Below are 1680 nucleotides of genomic sequence, written 5' to 3'. Positions count from 1 at the left end.
GATGTGTATCAGAGACCGGCAACACCCGTGGCCTGCATGAAGAATTCGGCAGCGCGCGCATTCGCGATACGCCTATCTCGGAAACCGCCTTCATCGGCGCTGCCGTGGGCGCGGCCTCTGACGGCATGCGTCCGATTGTCGAACTGATGTTCGTCGACTTCTTCGGCGTCTGTATGGACGCGATCTACAACCTGATGGCGAAGAACACCTACTTCTCCGGCGGCAAGGTCAGCGTGCCCATGGTGCTGATGGCATCCACCGGTGCCGGCTACTCCGACGCCGGGCAGCATTCGCAGTGCCTTTACGGCACCTTCGCTCACCTGCCAGGCATGAAGGTGGTGGTGCCGAGCAACGCCTACGACGCCAAGGGCCTGATGACCGCCGCCATTCGTGATGACAACCCGGTCGTCTACCTGTTCCACAAGTCGCTGCAGGGCATGGGCTGGCTGGGTACCGAAAAGGGCGCCACGGTGGCTGTACCGGAGGAACCCTATACCGTGGAGATCGGCAAGGCGAAGACGGTCCGCGAAGGCAGTGATGTCAGTATCGTCAGCCTGGGTGCCGGCGTGCATCACGCGCTGCGCGCTGCCCGGCAGTTGGAGCAGCAGGGTGTCAGCGCCGAAGTCGTGGACCTGCGCAGTCTGGTGCCGCTGGACCGTGAGCACGTCATCGCCTCTGTGCGCAAGACCGGCCGACTCATCGTTGTCGACGAGGACTATCACAGCTTTGGTGTGAGCGGCGAAATCATCGCCAGCGTCGTCGAACACGACATCGGGATGCTCAAGGCGCGCCCGCAGCGAGTGGCTTTCCCCGACATTCCGATTCCTTTCACACCGCCTATGGAGCAATGGGCGCTGCCTTGCGCAGCAAAGATCGTTGCGGCCTACCAGAACCTGAAGAACGAGGAATAACAACATGTCCAACTCAATCCTGATTCCCGCCGACCTCTGGGAAGGCGACGCCGAAGCCGTAATCACTTCCTGGCTGGTCAGTGATGGCGCCGAAGTTGGTCAAGGCGACCTGGTGGCAGAAATCATGTCTGAAAAGGCCCAGTTCGAGATCGAGGCACCAGCTTGCGGCGTGCTGAAAATCCTCGAAGAAGAAGACGCTGTGGTGGTCAAAGGCGCAACCATCGGGTTAGTGGAGTGAGCCATGGGGCACATACAGAATGTTGCTGCCCGTACCGGTAGCACCGTGCTCTTGAAAGGCATGCGAAAAATGATCGCTGCGAAGATGAGCGAAAGCTTGCAGACTGCCGCGCAACTGACTCATCACGCTGAATGCGAGTTGACCAACCTGCAGGCGAAACGGGCGCAGCTGAAGGCTGCGGGTAGCCAGGTATCGCTCCAGGACCTGCTGCTGTTTGAGATCGTATGTTCCCTGAAGAACCATCCGGGACTCAACGCAACCCTGCAGGATAACCAAATCACGCGGCATGGTTCGGTGCATCTCGGTCTGGCGATCCCGCTGCCGGACGATCTGCTGGTGGCGCCCGCACTGTTCGATGCCGACCAACTGGATGCGCAGGGCTTGGCATTTGCACGCCGGGCCCTGGTGGACAAGGCACTGTCCGGGAAGCTCTCGGTGAAGGAGCTGACGGGCGCCACGGTGACCGTGACCAACCTGGGGCTGTCGCGGGTGCGTTTCTTCACGCCCATCCTCAATGTCCCTCAGGTGGCC

General features: G+C 60.8%; 3 protein-coding genes. All 3 read left to right on the top strand.

Annotated features, from left to right (window positions below; translation table 11 throughout):
• Positions 1-911, top strand: a 911-nt coding sequence (locus tag ACXRVY_RS27645) for an alpha-ketoacid dehydrogenase subunit beta (RefSeq protein WP_458238797.1), incomplete at its 5' end; no start/stop codon positions are given.
• A 4-nt stretch (positions 912-915) separates the two neighbouring features.
• Positions 916-1149: a lipoyl domain-containing protein gene (locus ACXRVY_RS27640; RefSeq protein ID WP_223458791.1), complete on the top strand. Its 234-nt coding sequence runs from the start codon at positions 916-918 to the stop codon at positions 1147-1149.
• 3 nt (positions 1150-1152) lie between these two features.
• A partial coding sequence (locus tag ACXRVY_RS27635; protein WP_458238796.1) for a 2-oxo acid dehydrogenase subunit E2 occupies positions 1153-1680 on the top strand: 528 nt, incomplete at its 3' end.

The organism is Pseudomonas sp. P5_A2_2 (assembly GCF_054177685.1).
This window is presented reverse-complemented; position numbering and strand designations above follow the sequence as displayed.

What these genes read in the sequence shown, in the direction of transcription:
- ACXRVY_RS27640 (WP_223458791.1), top strand. Translation starts at nt 916, where the DNA reads ATGTCCAACTCAATCCTGATTCCCGCCGACCTCTGGGAAGGCGACGCC.